This is a genomic window from Thermomonas aquatica (assembly GCF_006337105.1).
GTDB classification, from domain to species: domain Bacteria; phylum Pseudomonadota; class Gammaproteobacteria; order Xanthomonadales; family Xanthomonadaceae; genus Thermomonas; species Thermomonas aquatica.
Map to the genome: position 1 here is coordinate 195,482 of NZ_CP040871.1, position 16,886 is coordinate 212,367.

At 67.5% G+C, this 16,886-nt stretch carries 14 protein-coding genes; 2 read left to right on the top strand and 12 right to left on the bottom strand.

Annotation, left to right across the window (positions count from 1 at the left end):
* Window position 1: 1 nt before the first annotated feature.
* The 3 genes from FHQ07_RS00950 to prfB form a co-directional block, all read right to left on the bottom strand.
* Complete coding sequence (locus tag FHQ07_RS00950) at window positions 2–1,060, bottom strand: response regulator (protein WP_139714870.1); 1,059 nt, start codon at window positions 1,058–1,060, stop codon at window positions 2–4.
* Window positions 1,061–1,220: 160 nt separating this feature from the next.
* Window positions 1,221–2,741: a lysine--tRNA ligase gene (gene lysS, locus FHQ07_RS00955; RefSeq protein ID WP_139714872.1), complete on the bottom strand. Its 1,521-nt coding sequence runs from the start codon at window positions 2,739–2,741 to the stop codon at window positions 1,221–1,223.
* 46 nt (window positions 2,742–2,787) lie between these two features.
* Window positions 2,788–3,916 (bottom strand): peptide chain release factor 2 gene (prfB, locus tag FHQ07_RS00960; protein WP_139714873.1). Its coding sequence is split into 2 segments (ribosomal slippage): window positions 2,788–3,840 and window positions 3,842–3,916, totalling 1,128 coding nucleotides; the frame shifts between segments, so codons are not numbered across the junction.
* Window positions 3,917–4,026: 110 nt separating this feature from the next.
* On the opposite strand from prfB, the gene FHQ07_RS00965 reads away from it, so the two are divergent.
* Window positions 4,027–4,239, top strand: coding sequence for a hypervirulence associated TUDOR domain-containing protein (locus FHQ07_RS00965; RefSeq protein ID WP_139714875.1), 213 nt, complete (start codon window positions 4,027–4,029; stop codon window positions 4,237–4,239).
* 31 nt (window positions 4,240–4,270) lie between these two features.
* Here the strand turns inward: FHQ07_RS00965 and FHQ07_RS14240 are convergent, their stop codons facing one another.
* Window positions 4,271–4,432 carry a hypothetical protein gene (locus FHQ07_RS14240; RefSeq protein WP_168191423.1) on the bottom strand — a complete coding sequence of 54 codons (162 nt, stop codon included), beginning with the start codon at window positions 4,430–4,432 and terminating at the stop codon, window positions 4,271–4,273.
* Window positions 4,433–4,445: 13 nt separating this feature from the next.
* On the bottom strand, window positions 4,446–5,315 hold the full coding sequence (locus tag FHQ07_RS00970; RefSeq protein ID WP_139714877.1) for a LytTR family DNA-binding domain-containing protein: 870 nt from the start codon (window positions 5,313–5,315) through the stop codon (window positions 4,446–4,448).
* Window positions 5,316–5,469: 154 nt separating this feature from the next.
* Here FHQ07_RS00970 and FHQ07_RS00975 point away from each other — a divergent pair, with 154 nt between their 5' ends.
* On the top strand, window positions 5,470–6,657 hold the full coding sequence (locus tag FHQ07_RS00975) for an acyltransferase (RefSeq protein ID WP_139714878.1): 1,188 nt from the start codon (window positions 5,470–5,472) through the stop codon (window positions 6,655–6,657).
* On the opposite strand, the gene recJ is transcribed toward FHQ07_RS00975, so the two are convergent.
* The 7 genes from recJ to FHQ07_RS01010 all read right to left on the bottom strand — a co-directional run bounded on the left by recJ (window position 6,602) and on the right by FHQ07_RS01010 (window position 16,863).
* Window positions 6,602–8,302, bottom strand: coding sequence for a single-stranded-DNA-specific exonuclease RecJ (recJ, locus tag FHQ07_RS00980; protein WP_139714880.1), 1,701 nt, complete (start codon window positions 8,300–8,302; stop codon window positions 6,602–6,604). The genes FHQ07_RS00975 and recJ overlap by 56 nt on opposite strands.
* A gap of 29 nt (window positions 8,303–8,331) precedes the next feature.
* Window positions 8,332–9,264, bottom strand: coding sequence for a phosphoglycerate mutase (locus FHQ07_RS00985; RefSeq protein ID WP_139714881.1), 933 nt, complete (start codon window positions 9,262–9,264; stop codon window positions 8,332–8,334).
* A gap of 3 nt (window positions 9,265–9,267) precedes the next feature.
* Entirely contained in the window at window positions 9,268–9,732 is a 465-nt protein-coding gene (gene greA, locus FHQ07_RS00990) for a transcription elongation factor GreA (RefSeq protein ID WP_206202366.1), read from the bottom strand.
* An 11-nt stretch (window positions 9,733–9,743) separates the two neighbouring features.
* Window positions 9,744–12,983, bottom strand: coding sequence for a carbamoyl-phosphate synthase large subunit (carB, locus tag FHQ07_RS00995; protein WP_139714885.1), 3,240 nt, complete (start codon window positions 12,981–12,983; stop codon window positions 9,744–9,746).
* A 1-nt stretch (window position 12,984) separates the two neighbouring features.
* Window positions 12,985–14,136, bottom strand: a complete 1,152-nt coding sequence (carA, locus tag FHQ07_RS01000) for a glutamine-hydrolyzing carbamoyl-phosphate synthase small subunit (RefSeq protein ID WP_139714886.1) — start codon at window positions 14,134–14,136, stop codon at window positions 12,985–12,987.
* 130 nt (window positions 14,137–14,266) lie between these two features.
* Window positions 14,267–14,968, bottom strand: a complete 702-nt coding sequence (dapB, locus tag FHQ07_RS01005; protein WP_139714888.1) for a 4-hydroxy-tetrahydrodipicolinate reductase — start codon at window positions 14,966–14,968, stop codon at window positions 14,267–14,269.
* The gene (locus tag FHQ07_RS01010; protein WP_139714890.1) at window positions 14,965–16,863 is read right to left on the bottom strand and encodes a DUF3857 domain-containing transglutaminase family protein; all 1,899 of its coding nucleotides are present in this window, start codon (window positions 16,861–16,863) and stop codon (window positions 14,965–14,967) included. The genes dapB and FHQ07_RS01010 overlap by 4 nt, the downstream gene beginning before the upstream one ends.
* Between the last annotated feature and the right edge of the window lie 23 nt (window positions 16,864–16,886).

Here is a 16,886-nt window from a genome sequence, read left to right on the forward strand (position 1 = left end):
TTCAGTGCGTCTCCGGCTGCGGCACGACCTGTGAGTAGCGTTCGCAGATCTCGTGCAGCCTAGGCAGGTTGTCCATCAGGGCGCGCACGCACTGCGGATCCAGCATCTTGCCGCTCTGTTCCTGGATGAAATCGAGCGCTTCCTGGATGCTCCAGGCCCGCTTGTACGGGCGCGGCGAAATCAGCGCATCGAAGACGTCGGCCACGGTCACCACCCGCGCCTCGATCGGGATGTCCTCGCCCGCCAGCCCGTCCGGATAGCCGGTGCCGTCGTAACGCTCGTGGTGGTGGCGCGCGATGGTCGCGCCGATCTGGATGAAGCGGTTGTGGCTGTCCTGCAGCAGCTCGTAGCCGATCCCGGGATGCCGCTGCATGCGCTTGCGTTCGCCGTCGTCGAGCGGGCCGGGCTTCATCAACAGCGAATCGGGGATCGCGATCTTGCCGATGTCGTGCAGGGGCGCCGCCAGTTCGATGGTGCGCGCCTGCTCCTCGGGCAAGCCCAGTCCCTCGGCGACCAGCCCGGCGACGTGCGCCATGCGTTCCAGGTAGGCGCTGGTGCCGGTGTCGCGCAGCTCGATCGCGCGCGCCAGGCGCGACAGCGTCTCGCGCTCGCGTTCCTCGACTTCGTGCATGCTGGCCAGCAACCGCTGTTCCAGCGACAACGCCCGTTGCTTCACCGATTCCGATTGCTGGCGCAGCTGCAGCAGGTTGCGGCAGCGCGCGCGCAGCTCGCGCGGGCGGATCGGCTTGACCAGGAAATCGATCACGCCGGCGTCCAGCGCGGCCTGCCGCACCTGCTCGTCGCCGACCACGGTCACCAGCACGATCGGCACGTCGCGGTTGCGCAACGGCTTGCGGAACGCCTTCGCCAGTTCCAGTCCGTCCATGCCCGGCATGCGGTAGTCGAGCAGAAGGAGATCGGGCAGGTGCGCGTTGCACCACTCGAGCGCCGCATCCGGCTCGCTGAAATCGTGCACCGCGAGTTGCGGGCCGATGTCCTGCACGATGTGGCGCAACATCGTGCGCGCCGAGGCTTGATCATCGACGATCACGATGTCCATGCAGTGCCCCCTTGCCGATGAATACGGGATCGCTCGACGCCTGCATCGTCCCCGCAAAGCAGGCGCTTGGCAAGGGGCGCGATCGCGGGTGACGCGTTGCGTCACACGGACGCATCGGACACTACGCGGGCAAGGCCGCGATCAGGCCATCGCCGGCGGTTCAGCCGGCCGCATGCTCCGGACGCATGTAGGGGAACAGCAGCACGTCGCGGATCGAGGACGAACCGGTCAACAACATCACCAGCCGGTCGATGCCGACGCCGAGTCCGCCGGTCGGCGGCAGGCCGACCTCGAGTGCGCGGATGTAGTCGGCGTCGTAGTGCATGGCTTCGTCGTCGCCGCCCTCCTTCGCCTCGACCTGGGCGCGGAAACGCGCGGCCTGGTCTTCCGGATCGTTCAATTCGGAGAACCCGTTCGCCAGTTCCTTGCCGCCGATGAACAGTTCGAAGCGGTCGGTGATGCCGGGCTCGCTGTCGGACTCGCGCGCGAGCGGGCTGACTTCCACCGGATAGTGGGTGATGAAGGTCGGCTGGACCAGGCCGCCTTCGACGGTCTTCTCGAAGATCTCCAGCAGCAGCTTGCCCCAGCCGTAGCCCGGCTTCACGTGCACGCCGAGGCGCGCGCAATGCGCGGCCAGCGCCGCGCGGTCGCGGCAGTCGGCGACGGAAATCTCCGGGTTGAGTTCGCGCACCGCTTCTTCCAGCTTCCAGCGACGGAACGCGGGCGCGAGGTCGATGCTGTGGCCGTCCCATTCGAACACGGTCTTGCCCATCGCCTCCACGGCGACGTCGCGGATCATGCCCTCGGTCAGGTCCATCACCTCGATGTACGAGGCATAGGCCTCGTACAGCTCGAGCATGGTGAACTCGGGGTTGTGGCGGGTGCTCACGCCTTCGTTGCGGAAGTTGCGGTTGATCTCGTAGACGCGCTCCAGCCCGCCCACGGTCAGGCGCTTGAGGTACAGCTCCGGCGCCACGCGCAGGAACAGGTCCAGGTCCAGCGCGTTGTGGTGGGTGGTGAACGGACGCGCGGCGGCGCCGCCGGCGATGTAATGCATCATCGGCGTCTCCACTTCCAGGAAACGGCGCGCATCCAGCCAGCGGCGGATGCCGGCGACGATCCGCGAACGGGCGATGAACACCTCGCGCGCGTCCGGGGTCACGATCAGGTCGACGTAGCGCTGGCGGTAGCGCTGCTCGACGTCGGCCAGGCCGTGGAACTTGTCCGGCAGCGGGCGCAGCGACTTCACCAGCAGGCGCAGCGATTCCACCTTGACCGACAGCTCGCCGGTCTTGGTGCGCATCAGCGAGCCTTCGGCGGCGACGATGTCGCCGATGTCCCAGCCCTTGAACGCGTCGTAGGTCCCGCCCAGCGCCGTGCTTTGCAGGAACAGCTGGATGCGCCCGCTCATGTCCTGCACGGTGGCGAACGCGGCCTTGCCCATCACCCGCTTGGCCAGCAGGCGGCCGGCGATGGCCACGCGGCGGCCGCTGGCCTCCAGCGCCTCGCCCGTCCACTTTTCCGCATCGGCGTAGTCGCCCTGCAGGTCGTTGGCGAAGTCGCCGCGGCGGAAATCGTTGGGGAAGGCGATGCCCTGCCCGCGCAGCGCGGCGAGCTTGGCGCGGCGCTCGGCGATCAGGTGGTTCTCGTCGGTGGGCTGGGTCTGCGTTTCGTCGGTCATGGAAGTGTTCGTCTGCGTCGGATGGGCGATTCGGGGGACGATGCGGTCAGGCCGCATCGATCCGTTTCGACCCGGCCTCCAGCCCCGACTTCAGGCTGGCTTCCACGAATTCGTCGAGGTCGCCGTCCAGCACCTTCTGCGTGTCGCTGCGCTCGATGCCGGTGCGCAGGTCCTTGATGCGGGACTGGTCCAGCACGTAGTTGCGGATCTGGCTGCCCCAGCCGATGTCGGACTTGGTCGCTTCCAGCGCGTCCTTTTCGGCGTTGCGCTTCTGGATCTCGAGTTCGTACAGCTTGGCCGCCAGCATCTTCATCGCGGTGTCGCGGTTCTGGTGCTGGCTGCGCCCGGTCTGGCAGGCGACCACGGTATTGGTCGGGATGTGGGTGATGCGCACCGCCGACTCGGTCTTGTTGACGTGCTGGCCGCCGGCGCCGGAAGAACGGTACACGTCGGTGCGCAGGTCCGCCGGGTTGATCTCGATGTCGATGTCGTCGTCCACTTCCGGCGACACGAACACGCTGGTGAAGCTGGTGTGGCGGCGGTTGTCGGAGTCGAACGGCGACTTGCGCACCAGCCGGTGCACGCCGATCTCGGTCTTCAGCCAGCCGTAGGCGTAATCGCCCTCGACCCGGAAGGTGGCCGACTTGATGCCGGCCACGTCGCCGCCGCTGACTTCCATCAGCTCGGTCTTCCAGCCGCGCGCTTCGGCCCAGCGCAGGTACATGCGCAGCAGCATTTCCGCCCAGTCCTGGGCCTCGGTGCCGCCGGCGCCGGCCTGGATGTCGACGAAGGCGTTCGCCGAATCCATCTTGCCGGAGAACATGCGCTGGAATTCCAGCTGCTCCACGCCCTTCTCGAAACGGTCGACGTCGGCGACCACCGCCAGCGCGGTGTCCTCGTCGTCCTCCATCTCGGCCAGTTCGAGCAGTTCGCCCGCGCCGGCCAGGCCGTCCTTCAGGTCGCGGATGCCGTTGACGGTCTTGTCCAGCATCGAACGTTCGCGGCCCAGCGCCTGCGCGCGTTCGGAATCGTTCCAGACGTCCGGGTTTTCCAGTTCGCGTTCTACTTCTTCCAGGCGTTCGCGCTTGGCGTCGTAGTCAAAGAAACCCCCTCAGCGCATCCAGCCGACCAACGAGGTCGGCGATGCGCTGGCGGATCGGGTTCAGTTCGATCATGTATGGCTCGGCTCGGTACCGCAAAATGGTCGCGGATTTTAACAGTTTGCCGGCATCGCGCTCACGAACAAGCTGCGATCCTTCCCGCCCCCCCCTGATTGGAGGCATCCATGCAAGCGTTCGAGGTGGGCGACCACGTGGGCTGGAATTCGGAAGCCGGACGCGTCAGCGGCCGCATCGTCAAGGTGCATACCGCCGATTTCGACTACAAGGGCCACCGCCACCGGGCCACGCCGGACAAGCCGCAGTACGAAATCAGGAGCGACAAGACCGAACACGTGGCGGCGCACTACGGTGCGGCGCTGACCAAGCTGGCCGACTGAGGCGGCCACGCCGCCCCGGCCGGCCCGCGGCTCATTTGACCTCGAACTCGCCCACCAGCACGGACTCGTCCTTGCCGGACAGGCGCAGGGTCACGGTCTGGTCCTGCTGCCGCGGCGTGGCCCAGCCGGTGCTCAGCCGCAGCGTCAGCCCGGCGATCCAGCCAACGCGCGACCAGCGTGAACGGGGTTGCACGCCCGCCGCAAGCCTAGCCCGAACGCTGCCGCAACCCGCCGCGATACGTCCGGCTGCACGGCAGGCGGCTGCCGTCCTTCATGTGCACACGGGCATCGCCGGTGTCCAGCGGTTCGATCGAGGCCACGTGGTCGAGGTTCGCGATGTAGCTGCGCTGGATGCGCACGAAACGTTCGGGGTCGAGCTTGGCCTCGATGCCGGCGATGGTGCTGCGCAGCGGATAGTCGTGGCCGCGCACGCGCAGGTTCACGTAGTTGCCCGAGGCCTGCAGCCATTCGATGTCGTTGGCGGCGACCAGGAATTCGCGGCCGAGCTTGCGCACCAGGAAGCGCTCCGGGCGCTCCAGCGGCTCCACCGGCGGCCCTTCGTCCGGGATCGAGAGCAGGCTGGCTTCGCCCTGCAGGCGGCGCATCACGAAGCGATAGCCCTCGACCGTGAGCACCACGCCGGCATAGGAGCGCACGTCCTTCAGGTACTCGTAGCCGAATTCCCGCCACCACGGGCCGAAGTCGTAATGCTGGCCCTGGCTGGCGTAGACCGCCTTGCGGATCGCCACCATCCCGGCCACGTGCAGGGCCGACCAGGCGATGCTGGCCAGCACATGGATCGGCAGCATCCGCCGCCAGTTGTCCAGGTGCACCGGCCAGCGACGGGTGAACCAGACCACGGCCGGCACCAGGGCCAATGCCGCCAGCGCGCTGCTGGCTTCCCACACCGGCGGTTGCCAGACGGCGAAACCGAGGTCCAGCCGACGCACGTCCATGTTGGCGGTCAGGCTGTTGGCGATGGCGCTGGCCAGGTAGCTGAGCACCCAGAACCCGATTTCGAAACTGCGCCGCCACGGCTGGTAACGCTGGTAGAAGGTCGGGGCGTCGGAATCCATCCGCGCATTGTATGGGCGGCACTCGCGGCCGCCATCCCGACTCGTCCCCGCCGTCCGCGCCTCGTCCCCAAGCCGCGTCAAACGGTCACTTCAGGCTGGCGGCGTGTCCTGCCGGATCGAATCCTGACCCTTCTTCCCGAACGGACCTCGTGCCATGCAGCGCCGCTTCGACCTCGACTGGGTCCGCATCCTCGCCTTCGCCCTGCTCGTCCCCTACCACGTCGGCATGTACTACGTGAGCTGGGACTGGCACGTCAAAAGCCCGCAATTGGTACCCGCGCTGGAACCGTTGATGATGCTCAGCGCACCCTGGCGACTGTCGCTGCTGTTCCTGGTATCGGGCGTCGCGACCGCGTTCCTGAAGGCGAAGCTGCCCACCGGCTTCCTGCGCCAGCGCTCGTGGCGGCTGCTGCTGCCGCTGTTGTTCGGCATGTATGTGGTGGTGCCGCCGCAGGCCTACCTGGAGCTGGTCGAGAAGGTCCCGGGCGGCTACCACGCGGGCTACCTCGGCTTCATGGGGCAATACCTGCAAGGCGGCGACATCTACTGCATGGCAGCGCACGACTGCGTCGACGGCCCGGCCTGGAACCACCTGTGGTTCGTCGCCTACCTGTGGGTCTACACCCTCGCGCTATGGGGCTGCACCCGCCTGCTGCCGCAAGCGTGGCGCAACCGGGTGGCGGCCTTCGTGCGCGCTGCCTGCAGCCGCCGCGGTGTCCTGCTTTGGCCGATGCTGTGGCTGGTGGCAGCGCGGGTGCTGGTGTATCCGCATTTCCCTTCAACGCACGACCTCGAGGGCGACTACTACAACCACCTGCAATACGGGCTGATGTTCGCGCTGGGTTACCTGTTGGCGAAGGCGGATGGCCCGTGGGAGCAGTTGCGTCGATCCCGCCACTGGATGTTGACAGCCGCACTCGCCAGTTACGTACTGATGATCGCCGGCTACCTGCAATTCGACGATGTCGACGCGATTCCGGATGGTCCGCTGATGGCGCTGCGCACGCTGTGGGGCGTGATGGAATGGGCTGCGATCGCCGCCATCCTCGGTTACGCGCGGGCATGGAACCCGAAGGACAGTCCGCTGCTGCGCTACCTCACCGCGGCGGTGTTCCCCTTCTACATCCTCCACCAGACCGTGATCGTGGTGCTCGCCCACAACCTGAAGCCACTGCACATCGCGCCCGCGTTGGAAGGCCCCTTGCTGATCGCGGCGACCTTCGCCCTGTGCCTGCTCGGTTATGAAGTCATCCGCCGCATCGGCTGGCTGCGCCCGCTGTTCGGGCTCAAGCGGGAATCGAAGCCGTTGCCGCTTCCCGATGCACGACCAGCAGCTGGATAGCATCGCCGCCGCGGTAATCGTCTGGTGCCAGGCGATAGGCGATGCGCACCCGCGCCGGCGGCGCATCGCCGTCCCAGCCGCCGAAGTGGATGGCGTTCAGGCGCTTGCTGCCGATGCCGAGTTCCAGTTTCAGATGCCGCTCGCCGACGATGCGCCAGCCCAGCACCGCGAATTCGCCGTCGAACAACGGTTCCGGGTATGCCTGTCCCCAATGGCCGCCGTCGCGCAGGGCGATGGCGGTGTCGATGGCGAACTCGTGCGCGTCGAGTTCGCCATCGCTCAACAGCTCCGCCTGCAGCAGGGCGGGATCGAGCACCGCCTCGGCCGCGGCGCGCAGCGCGGCCTCGAATGCCGGCAGGTGGCGTCGCTCCAGCGTCAGCCCGGCGGCCATCGCATGCCCGCCGAAGCGCTGGATCAAGCCGGGATGGGCGGCATCCACCGCCGCCAGCAGGTCGCGCACATGCAGGCCGGGGATCGAGCGCGCGGAACCGCGCAGTTCGTCGCTGCCGGGCTGAGCGGGGGCGAACACGAAGGCCGGGCGATGCGCGCCTTGTGCCAGCTTTGATGCGACCAGCCCGATCACGCCCGCGTGCCAGGCCTCGTCGTGCAGGACCAGTACCGGCGGTGCCGAGTCGAGCGCGGGCAGCAAGCGCGCCAGCGCGGCCTCGGCTTCGTCGGTGGTCTGTTGCTGCAAGCCGCGGCGTTCGCGATTGATCGCATCCAGCGTGCCCGCCAATTCGCGGGCGCGAACGGGATCGTCCTCGAGCAGGCATTCGATGCCCAACGCCATGTCTTCCAGGCGTCCCGCCGCATTGATCCGCGGGCCGACGGCGAAACCGATGTCGCCGGTGGTCAGCGTCGCTTCGCGGCGGCCGGCCACATTGATCAGCGCGCGCAATCCCGCGCTGCCCTGCCCCGCGCGCAATCGGCGCAGCCCGGCGCCGACCAGGGCGCGGTTGCACGCGTCCAGCGGCACCAGGTCGGCGACGGTGCCGACCGCGACCAGGTCCAGCAGGCGGGTCAGATCAGGCTCGCCACCGGCGAACGCGCCGGCATCGCGCAACTGCCTGCGCAGGGCCAGCAACAGGTAGAACATCACGCCAACCCCGGCCAGCGCGCGGCTGCCGAATGCGTGATCCGGCAGGTTTGGATTCACGATGGCATCGGCCTCGGGCAAGGTCTCGCCCGGCAGGTGGTGGTCGGTGACCAGCACCTGCCAGCCGCGCGCCTTCGCCGCCGCGATGCCGGCATGGCAGGCGATGCCGTGGTCCACCGTGACCAGCAAGTCCGGCTGCAGCGCCGCGAGTTCCTCCACCAGTCCCGGGGTCAGCCCGTAACCGTGCACGGTGCGGTTCGGCACCGCGTAGGCGACCTCGGTTGCGCCGAGCATGCGCAGCCCGCGCACGCCGACGGCGCAGGCGGTGGCGCCGTCGCAGTCGAAATCGGCGACGACCACGATCCTGCGTTGCGCCGCGATCGCCTGCTCCAGCAGCGCGACGCCTGCATCAATGCCGGGCATCGCGTCCGGTGTCGGCAGGTCGGCCAGTCGCGGCATCGCCTGCGCCGGATTGCTGGCGCCGCGCGCGGCATGCAGGCGGCGCAGCAGTGGCGGGTAGTCCGCAGGCCATTCCCCTGCATCGACCATCTCGCGCCGACGGATTCGTGGTGCCGCATTCACGACGGCAATGCCAACGGCTTGCGCCAGAACCGCCAGCGCTGGTTCGCGCGCAGGGTGAACACCTGTCCATCGGAAAAATCGAACACGATCTCGCGTCGTGCAAGCGATTGCGCCGCCGGCGACAACCAGCGCTCGACGACTGCGCGTGGATCGCGCGCATCGCGCAGGTCAATCAGTGCGGCGTCGATCCCGGGATTCGTGCAGGCGGCAAGCGGCATGGCCTCGAGCCTGCCGATGCGGGCGATGCCGTGCAGCAGGACATCGTCCGAATACAAGGTCGGGCAATCGCCCGCGATGCTGTCGGGCAACACGCCGCCGCCCCAGAACCACAGCGAATTGACCGGTGGCTTGCCGGCCGCGATGCGTTCGGCATTGCGCGGATGGTTGTGCAGCAGCACCTGCGCCTCGCTGGACAACACGCGCCAGCGTCGGGCTTCGGGTCCATCCGGGATATGTTCGAACACGTCGTCGCCCAGCGCATCGTCGGGCGTGGTGAACGACGGCAACCTCGCCTCGCACGGCAGGCGCAGGTACCAGCGCGAGGGCGTCGGCGCATCGAGGGTGACACCGACGTCGCCGAACAGCGGGCGCAAGGCCGGCAGGAAGGCGTCGACATCCGCCTGCTCGATGCCGAGCGCCGCGCCGATGCCGAGCAGGCGCGCGCCATTGATGTCGGGGCGGATGTAGGCCGGATCCGCACGCAGCCATGCGCTCAGGCGCGCATCGCCTTCATCGGTATCCGCGACACGCGTCAGCGCGGCGTCGCTCCAGCGGTTCGGGATCGGCCGGAAGTAGCGCGACAGTTGCGCCTGCTCGCCAGCACCATGTGCGGCGCGATCCGCCCTGCCCAGCGCCTTCGCCAAGGCCGCCGGCAACGGAATGCCGGCGAACTTCTGCGTGGCGGGCAGCAACAGCGTCAGCCGCGGCATGGATCAGCCGATGTACTTGACCGAAATGATCTCGTATTCGCGGGTGCCGGCCGGGGCGTCGATGCTGATGCTGTCGCCCTCGTGCTTGCCGATCAGCGCGCGCGCCACCGGCGACGAAATCGCGATCAGGCCCTGCTTGATGTCGGCTTCGAGGTCGCCGACGATCTGGTAGGTCTTCTCTTCGTCGGTATCGGCATCGGCCAGCTGCACGGTGGCGCCGAACACGATCTTGTCGCCCGCGGTCAGCGTGGCGATGTCGATCACCTGCGCATGCGACAGCTCGCCCTCGAGGTGCTTGATGCGGCCCTCGATGAAGCCCTGCTGCTCGCGCGCGGCGTGGTATTCGGCGTTTTCCTTGAGGTCGCCATGCGCGCGCGCCTCCGCGATCGCGTTGATCACCGCCGGCCGCTTGACCGACTTCAGTTCCTCGAGTTCCGCGCGCAGGCGGGCGGCGCCCTTGGCGGTGATGGGGGCACGGCTCATGCAAGTTCCTTGTGCAGTTCCTGCAGCGAGAGCACGTCGCCCGCGCCGCGGTGGTCCAGCGAATGCAGCAGGGCGTTCGCGCCGGACACGGTGGTCGAATAGGTGACGCGCTGCTGCAGGGCCTCGCGCCGGATCGAGAAGGAGTCGGCGATCGCCGCGCGGCCCTCGGTGGTGTTGACGATGTAGCAGATCTCGCCGTTCTTGATCAGGTCGACGATATGCGGGCGGCCCTCGATCACCTTGTTGACGCGCTCGCAGGCCACGCCATGGGCGCTCAGGTAATCCGCGGTGCCGCTGGTGGCGACGATGCTGAAGCCGCGCTCCAGCATGTACTTCGCCACCGGCAGCACGCGCGCCTTGTCCGGGTCGCGCACCGAGATGAAGGCCTTGCCCGGCTGCGGCGCCTTGATGTTGGCCGCTTCCTCGGCGCGCGCGAACGCGGCCTCGAAGCTGCGGCCCACGCCCATCACCTCGCCGGTGGAACGCATCTCCGGGCCGAGGATCGGATCCACGCCCTGGAACTTGGCGAACGGGAACACCGCTTCCTTCACCGAGTAGTAATCCGGCACGATTTCCCTGGTCGCGCCCTGCTCCGCCAGGGTCTTGCCGGCCATGCAGCGCGCGGCGATCTTGGCCAGCGGCTGGCCGATCGCCTTGGACACGAACGGCACCGTGCGCGAGGCGCGCGGGTTCACTTCCAGCAGGTAGATGGTGTCCTCGCCCGCGGCATTGGTCTGCACCGCGAACTGGGTGTTCATCAGGCCGACCACGTTCAGCGCCTTCGCCAGCTGCACGACCTGCTCGCGCAGGCGCGCCTGGGTCGATGCCGACAGCGAATACGGCGGCAGCGAGCAGGACGAATCGCCGGAATGCACCCCGGCTTCCTCGATGTGCTGCATCACCCCGCCGACCAGCACGTTGCCCTGGCTGTCGGCGATCACGTCGATGTCCACTTCCACCGCGTTGTCGAGGAAGCGGTCCAGCAGTACCGGCGAATCGTTGCTCACCTTCACCGCCTCGCGCATGTAGCGCTCGAGGTCGGCGTCGGCATGCACCACTTCCATCGCGCGGCCGCCGAGCACGTAGCTCGGGCGCACCACCAGCGGATAGCCGATCTCGCGGGCCAGCGACAGCGCTTCCTCAGCGCTGCGCGCGGTGCGGTTCGGCGGCTGCAGCAGGCCGAGGTCGTTGACCAGTTGCTGGAAGCGCTCGCGGTCTTCGGCCAGGTCGATGGAATCCGGCGAGGTGCCGATGATCGGCACGCCGTTGGCTTCCAGCGCCTTCGCCAGCTTGAGCGGGGTCTGCCCGCCGTACTGCACGATCACCCCGCGCGGCTTCTCCAGCTCCACGATCTCCAGCACGTCTTCCAGCGTCAGCGGCTCGAAGTACAGGCGGTCGGAGGTGTCGTAGTCGGTGCTGACGGTTTCCGGGTTGCAGTTGACCATGATGGTTTCATAGCCGTCCTCGCGCAGGGCGAGCGCGGCATGCACGCAGCAGTAGTCGAACTCGATGCCCTGGCCGATGCGGTTCGGGCCGCCGCCGAGCACCATGATCTTCTGGCGGTCGGACGGCTGCGCCTCGCATTCGTCCTCGTAGGTCGAATACAGGTAGGCGGTGGTCGTCGCGAATTCGGCGGCGCAGCTGTCCACGCGCTTGTACACCGGGCGCACGTTGAACGCCTTGCGCAGCGCGCGCACCGCGGTTTCGTTGGTGCCGGCCAGCTGGGCGATGCGCGCGTCGGAGAAGCCCTTGCGCTTCAGCGCGCGCAGGCGCCTGGCATCGAGGCCATCCAGGCCGCGATGGACCAGGTCCACTTCGGCATCGATCAGCTCTTCCAGCTGGTCGAGGAACCACGGATCGACGAACGACAGCGCATGCACCTCTTCCACCGACATGCCGGCGCGGAACGCATCGCCGAGGTGGAACATGCGTTCCGGGCCCGGCTCCTTCAATTCGCGGCGCAGGGTGGCGAGATCGCCTTCATCGGTCAGGTTGAGGCCGGTCGGATCGAGTCCGGACTTGCCGGTTTCCAGCCCGCGCAGCGCCTTCTGCAGCGATTCCTGGAAGCTGCGGCCGATCGCCATCACCTCGCCCACCGACTTCATCTGGGTGGTCAGGCGCGCGTCGGCGGCCGGGAACTTCTCGAAGGCGAAGCGCGGGATCTTGGTGACCACGTAGTCGATGGCCGGCTCGAACGAGGCCGGGGTCTTGCCGCCGGTGATCTCGTTCTTCAGCTCGTCCAGCGTGTAACCCACGGCGAGTTTCGCGGCGACCTTGGCGATCGGGAAACCGGTCGCCTTCGAGGCCAGCGCGGACGAACGCGACACGCGCGGGTTCATTTCGATGACGACCACGCGCCCGTTCTTGGCATTGATGCCGAACTGCACGTTGCTGCCGCCGGTGTCCACGCCGATCTTGCGCAGCACCGCGATGCTGGCGTTGCGCAGGCGCTGGTATTCCTTGTCGGTCAGGGTCTGCGCCGGGGCGACGGTGATGCTGTCGCCGGTGTGCACGCCCATCGCGTCGAAGTTCTCGATGCTGCAGACGATGATGCAGTTGTCCGCGGTGTCGCGAACCACTTCCATCTCGAATTCCTTCCAGCCCAGCACCGATTCCTCGACCAGCACTTCGGTGGTCGGCGACAGTTCCAGGCCGCGGTTGACGATCTCGATCAGCTCTTCGCGGTTGTAGGCGATGCCGCCGCCGCTGCCGCCGAGGGTGAAGCTGGGGCGGATGATGGTCGGGTAGCCGACGCGGGTCTGGATGTCGAGCGCTTCCTCCAGCGTGTGCGCGACTTCGGCCTTCGGGCATTCCAGGCCGATCTCCTTCATCGCCACGCGGAACAGCTCGCGGTCCTCGGCCATGCGGATCGCTTCGCGCTTGGCGCCGATCAGCTCGACGTTGTACTTCTCCAGCACGCCGTGGTCGGCCAGGTCCAGCGCGCAGTTCAGCGCGGTCTGCCCGCCCATGGTCGGCAGCAGCGCGTCGGGGCGCTCCTTGGCGATGATCTTCTCGACCGTCTGCCAGTTGATCGGCTCGATGTAGACGGCGTCGGCCATCTCCGGGTCGGTCATGATCGTGGCCGGGTTGCTGTTGACCAGCACCACGCGATAGCCCTCGTCGCGCAGGGCCTTGCAGGCCTGTGCGCCGGAGTAGTCGAATTCGCAGGCCTGGCCGATCACGATCGGGCCGGCGCCGATGATCAGGATGGTCTTGAGGTCGGTGCGCTTTGGCATGTCAGCGGGCCTCTTCTTGCTTGTTCAACATCAGGGCAATGAATTTGTCGAACAAGGGCGCCACGTCGTGCGGTCCCGGCGAGGCTTCCGGATGCCCCTGGAAGCTGAAGGCCGGCGCATCGGTCAGCTCGATGCCCTGGTTGCTGCCGTCGAACAGCGAACGGTGGGTCACGCGTGCATTCGCGGGCAGCGTGGCCTCGTCGATGCAGAAGCCGTGGTTCTGCGAGGTGATCATGACGCGGCCGGAATCGATGTCGATGACCGGATGATTCGCGCCATGGTGGCCGTGCGGCATCTTCATGGTCTGCGCGCCGACCGCGAGGCCGAGCAGCTGGTGGCCGAGGCAGATGCCGTAGGTCGGGATCTTCGCCTTGACGAATTCGCGGATCGCGGCGATCGCGTAATCGCAGGGCGCCGGATCGCCGGGGCCGTTGGACAGGAACACGCCGTCCGGCTGCATCGCCAGCACATCGGCGGCCGGCGTCTGCGCCGGCACCACGTGCACGTCGCAGCCGCGCTCGGCCAGCATGCGCAGGATGTTGGCCTTGGCGCCGAAGTCGTAGGCGACGACCTTGAACTTCGGTTCGGCGCGGACGAATGCGTTGCGGTCGAGGTCGAGCTGGCCTTCCTGCCACTGGTAGGCAGACGCGGTGCTGACCACCTTGGCCAGGTCCATGCCCTTCAGGCCGGGGAACTTGCGCGCGGCTTCGATCGCCTTGTCGGCGTCGAGCACGTCGTTCGGCGCGGAACCGGCGAGCAGCGCGCCGTTCTGCGCACCGTTGTCGCGCAGGATGCGGGTCAGCTTGCGGGTATCGATGTCGGCGATGGCGACGATGCCGCGCTGCTGCAGCCACTCCGGCAGCGCGACCTGGCTGCGCCAGCTGCTGGGCCGGCGCGGCACGTCGCGCACGATCAGGCCGGCGGCCCAGGTCTGGCTGGCCTCGTCGTCCTGGTCGGTGCAGCCGGTGTTGCCGATGTGCGGATAGGTCAGCGTGACCAGCTGCCGTGCGTACGACGGGTCGGTGAGGATTTCCTGGTAGCCGGTCATGGCGGTGTTGAACACCACTTCGCCCACGGAAAGACCGGCTGCGCCCACGGAAATGCCCTCGAAGACGGTGCCGTCTTCAAGCGCGAGGATGGCGGGTATGTTCAAGTGCGTCGCCCTGCGGAAAGTTGCACAAAAGACAGGTTGCAAAAAAGCGCCGAAGCGGCGGGGGCCGGTCCGGAGCTGGGGTGTTTAGGCGAGCGGGAATTGTACGGGGTCGCGGCCCGCGACGCCAGCCTCAGAGCAGGTCGGCGACCCGATAGCGGCCCGGCGCGCGGCCACGGATCGTGCCTGCGACATGCAGCGCGCCCCGGGCGAAGATGTCGCGGTTGGTCGCTCGGTGGACCAGTTCGATGCGCTCGCCGGCGGTGGCGAACTGCACCAGGTGCTCGCCGACGATGTCGCCGGCGCGGATCGAGGCGTAATGCGGGGTGGCCCCGCCCTCGCCGGCGGCGGCACCGAGGGTCAACGCGGTGCCGGAGGGCGCGTCGAGCTTGCGCGTGTGGTGCGCTTCGACGATGTCGCAATCCCAGCCCGGCAACGCGCGTGCGGCGCGTTCGACCAAATCGTGCAATACCGCCACGCCGAGGCTGAAATTGCTGGCCCAGACCAGCGCGATCTTCGCGGACGCGGCTTCCAGCGCGGCGAGTTGCGCCTGCGACAGCCCGGTAGTACCCGAGACCAGCGGCTTGCCGCGCGAAACGCACAGGCCGAGGATCGCATCGAAGCCTTCGGGCAGGCTGAAATCGATGGCGACGTCGAATTCGGGGACGCCGGCGAGTTCGGAGGCGGCGAATTGCGGGATGCCGTCGATTACCCGCGGCCCGACCTTGCGCGAGACGGCAGCCACCACGCTGCAACCGGATTGGTCGTCGCACAGGCGCTGCAACGCCTGGCCCATGCGGCCGTTGGCGCCATGGATCAGCAAGCGGACGCTCATGGCGATGCGCCCTTGCCGGCATCGCCCAAGTAGACGATCTGCTGGCGCAGGCCGGGGAAGATGCCGCGCATGGTCTTCGCGTACGCCGCGTTGTATTCCGCCGTGCAGACCGGGCCGGGCGTGCGGTCGTCCAAGCTGCGATTCACTTCGATGCGGTTGCCTTGCTGCCGGAAGGTGGCGGCATAGCGCACGTTGCCCTCCTGCACGGATGCATCCATCGGCACTGCCGCAATGCGCATGCTGGACGGGAACTCGAAGCTGAAGGTTTCCTCGGTCAGGATGCCGCCGCAACCGCTTTCGCCCGCAGGCGTTTCCTCGTCGCCCAGGTTGCGCGCCACCGTGCCGGATACCGGCGCGTAGCTGACGAACCACGGCTGCACGGGCAAGCCGCCGGATAGCGGAAGCGCGCGTTCGACTTCGAAATCGGCTTCGATCCAGAACTTTTCCAGCATCGGTTTCGGGTCGTCGAAGCGCAGCTTGCCGTTGGCCTTGTAGCCGCTGCCGCGGAAATAGCGCTTGACCAGCTTGTCGGCATCGTCCGCCGGCATGTTGCGGAACTGTTCGCGCGCGGCCACCGCCAGGCGACCGCTCAATTCCAGCCGCTGGCTGCCCTTGACCGAGCCATCGGGCAGGATGGACAGGCGCGTCTGCAGCTTCTGCCAGTCGTTGCCCATCTGCCGCGCCGGGGTTTTCGCATCGTCATGATGGCCGGACACCAGCAGTACCGGCTTTTCGTACAGTCCGTCGGGCAGGCTGGCGAACGGTACCGTGGCCGCGGTGGAATCCAGGTACAGGTCGAGGCCCGGGACGTAGTTGATGACGTGGTTGACCACCGATGCCACCGGCACCTTCGGCATGGAGTAACTGCCGCCCGCATTGATCAGCGCCTGCGTGCTTGCGATCCCGCGCGCGGCCAGCAAGGCCTGCAGCAGGGTCGCGTGGTCCTTGCAATCGCCCATGCGGTTGTCCAGCACCACGTCGAGGTCGCGCGGCACCACCGCGCCCAGGCCGATGCAGTTGCCGGCGTAGCTGATGTTGCGCGACACCCATTCGTACAGGCGCTTGGCGGCTTCGCGCGGCTCTTTCGCATCGCCCGCGGTGTCGTCGGCCAGCTTGCGGATGCGCGGCGTGACGGCGGCCTTCGCTTCGGCGCGTTCGCCATACGCCTGGGCGATGGCCGCATAGCTTGCGAACGTGGAATAGGCGTAACCGGGATAGCGCTCGTACTTGAACACGCCATCGCGCAGGCTTTCCGGATCCGCAGGCTTGCGGTTGCTCCACTGCCATTCGATGCGGCGGCGGCCGTCGCGCACGCGATCGCCGGTTTCGTGCAATTGCCAGGCTTCGTGTTGCGCAGCCATCGATTCCGGCGCATCGATGCTGATCCGCACGTCGCCGTAGTACGTGGTGGGGCTGAAGTTCTCGATCACCGAGAACTGGCCATCGAACATCGGCTTGCTGGCCTCGAGGCGATACGAGAAGACGGTGGCATCGCCTACCGCGAGATCGGGGAACACCGCCGTCAACGTGGTCTGGTCCGAATAGAACGGCGAGTCCCCGTTCTGCCCGGCGCTGCTGTTGACCTGGAAATTGCCGGCAGGCACCGGGATGCGGCGGCCATCGGCCTTCAATGTGTAGGCCACGACATCTCGGGCTTTCTGGATGCTGGTGCTGTAACTGACCGACGCGCTTTTCGCCGAGTCCAGCGCGGAGTCCTTCAGGACCCGAATGGTCTGTTCGCGCGCTTCGGTGTAGCTGCCGTCCGCATTGACGGTGTAGGCGACGATTTCGCGTTCCACCTTGAGCGACAGTTCGCGCTCGCCCGCTTGCGCGACCGGCATCGCAAGCCCGACGCCTGCCGCCACGGCGGCCACAAGGCCCAGAATCGTTCGCATCCAATCGCTCCCTTCTCCATGCA

Bases quoted from the DNA above. Each gene is read 5' to 3' on its own strand.
- recJ (WP_139714880.1), bottom strand. From the start codon at position 8,302: ATGGTCGATGCAGGGGAATGGCCTGCGGACTACCCGCCACTGCTGCGC.
- FHQ07_RS00965 (WP_139714875.1), top strand. From the start codon at position 4,027: ATGCAAGCGTTCGAGGTGGGCGACCACGTGGGCTGGAATTCGGAAGCC.
- lysS (WP_139714872.1), bottom strand. From the start codon at position 2,741: ATGACCGACGAAACGCAGACCCAGCCCACCGACGAGAACCACCTGATC.
- FHQ07_RS00975 (WP_139714878.1), top strand. From the start codon at position 5,470: ATGCAGCGCCGCTTCGACCTCGACTGGGTCCGCATCCTCGCCTTCGCC.
- FHQ07_RS00970 (WP_139714877.1), bottom strand. From the start codon at position 5,315: ATGGATTCCGACGCCCCGACCTTCTACCAGCGTTACCAGCCGTGGCGG.
- FHQ07_RS00985 (WP_139714881.1), bottom strand. From the start codon at position 9,264: ATGCCGCGGCTGACGCTGTTGCTGCCCGCCACGCAGAAGTTCGCCGGC.
- carB (WP_139714885.1), bottom strand. From the start codon at position 12,983: ATGCCAAAGCGCACCGACCTCAAGACCATCCTGATCATCGGCGCCGGC.
- FHQ07_RS01010 (WP_139714890.1), bottom strand. From the start codon at position 16,863: ATGCGAACGATTCTGGGCCTTGTGGCCGCCGTGGCGGCAGGCGTCGGG.
- dapB (WP_139714888.1), bottom strand. From the start codon at position 14,968: ATGAGCGTCCGCTTGCTGATCCATGGCGCCAACGGCCGCATGGGCCAG.
- FHQ07_RS00950 (WP_139714870.1), bottom strand. From the start codon at position 1,060: ATGGACATCGTGATCGTCGATGATCAAGCCTCGGCGCGCACGATGTTG.